Genomic DNA, 1,928 nt, shown 5'->3' with positions numbered 1-1,928 from the left:
ATGATCGATCAGCTGCGAATCGCTGATCGACGTTCCACGCGAAAACATGATCGATCAGAGCGGAATACGCACATGACGGAGAAAGATGACAGTTGTGTCTGCCTGTACAGTAAAAACAGTCAACAACAGAGAGCCAGAAGCCACCAGTAAGGCACGGCGCAATGCAGATTTTAATGTCGTCATAATCAGACTACGTATTTATTCATGAAAGTATCGAAATGATGTTCATGCTTAGTATAAACGAATTGGCAACAAAAATTATTTTGATTGTGTTGTTTTTAATTTTTATTGCTATGCAATAAAAATCAATGGCTGAAAATAATATTTTTATTTCTAATTGTATTTAATGGCGTGCGCGTAGACATATTTTTATCCTGTCCGGTAACGGGGTGGAAGTCTTTCATTATCGTAATGAAATAATATTCTACAGGTGAGGGTGATGATGGTTTTTGTAGGCGTTTTGTGCTGTTGTGATGACATTTATCAGATTTATCCCAATTTATCCACGCCGTTACAATTTGAAGTAAAATCTCTTTTTGTGATCTGATATTGATCTTTAATTCTGTTTTATTGCAAATGTGTAGCGTAATGATCTAGCATGATCAAAATAAAACCTGATGCCCTGAACGTCCAGAATCGGTTCGTGGTGCCAGGCAACCGTTGCGAATTAACTGTCAGGTGAATGCTTAAAAGTGAATCCGGGATTGCAGCCAATACCGGGTTGCATTTGCTGACCTGCCTGCTTTAACTTTTGCTTTTTGAAAGAATCGAGTGAGAGGAATATGAGTAAAAATAAGGACAGCTCTTCTGTCGCGCCGAAAGAAAGAATTAATATCAAATATGTTCCTGCGACCGGCGGTCAACAGGCAGAGGTTGAATTACCATTAACTCTGATGGTTATCGGTGACCTGAAAGGGCGAACAGAAGAAACGCCGATTGAAGAACGTCAGACGGTGTCGCTGGACAAGAATAATTTCAATGCCGTCATGCGGGAAAGCAAAATTGATCTCGCTTTTAATGTGCCAAATCGTCTGGAAGACGAAAGCGAAGATGACCTGCCTGTTCATCTGAACATCGCTTCTCTTGCTGATTTCTCCCCGGACAACCTTGCGCAGCAGGTCCCTGAGTTACGTAAATTGCTGGAGTTGCGTGAGGCGCTGGTTGCGCTTAAGGGTCCGCTGGGGAACATCCCGTCATTCCGTAACCGTTTGCAGGATTTGCTTGCAAACCCTGATGCCCGTGAACAGCTGCTTAAAGAGCTGGATCTCATCAAGCCAGAAAAATAATGCGACGACAGTAAGGGAAAAATTATGTCTGCTACCGAAAAACAAACCCGCACTGACGTTGCCGGGACGTCTTCCTCTCTGCTTGACGAAATCATGGCGCAGGCCCGTATTACGCCCGTCGATGAAGGCTATAACGTCGCAAAGCAGGGCATCACTGCGCTGATATCCAACATCCTTGACAGTGGCGATGCTGCAGAGCCTGTTAATAAGGCCCTGGTTGACCGCATGATTGTTGAGCTGGACAAAAAACTCAGTGCTCAGATTGATGAGATCCTGCATGCGAGCGAGTTCCAGGCTCTGGAGTCAACCTGGCGTTCAGCGAAGCTGCTGGTGGACAGAACGGATTTCCGGGAAAACATCAAAATTTTGATGCTGCATGCCACCAAAGAAGAACTGCTTGATGATTTTGAATTTGCCCCTGAAATCACCCAGTCCGGGTTCTATAAGCATGTTTATTCCACCGGTTATGGGCAGTTTGGTGGTGAGCCCGTTGGCGCGGTGATCGGTGATTATGCCCTGACGCAGAGCTCTCCGGATATCAAGCTGATGCAATACCTCAGCGCCGTGGGCGCAATGGCACATGCCCCCTGCATTTCTTCTGTTGCACCGACCTTCTTTGGGGTTGACAGTTTTACCGATCTG

2 protein-coding genes are annotated in these 1,928 nt (G+C 45.3%); both read left to right on the top strand.

Annotation, left to right across the window (positions count from 1 at the left end):
* The first annotated feature begins 782 nt into the window (after window positions 1-782).
* Window positions 783-1,286: a type VI secretion system contractile sheath small subunit gene (tssB, locus tag DEO48_RS24895; RefSeq protein WP_109846584.1), complete on the top strand. Its 504-nt coding sequence runs from the start codon at window positions 783-785 to the stop codon at window positions 1,284-1,286.
* A gap of 24 nt (window positions 1,287-1,310) precedes the next feature.
* On the top strand, window positions 1,311-1,928 hold a 618-nt coding region (locus DEO48_RS24890), incomplete at its 3' end, for a type VI secretion system contractile sheath domain-containing protein (protein WP_181367057.1).

Source organism: Enterobacter sp. CGMCC 5087 (assembly GCF_003144775.1).
Classification (GTDB): Bacteria; Pseudomonadota; Gammaproteobacteria; order Enterobacterales; family Enterobacteriaceae; genus Enterobacter; species Enterobacter cloacae_M.
Note: the sequence above shows the minus strand (reverse complement) of the source record. Positions and strands in the feature narration are given on the sequence as shown.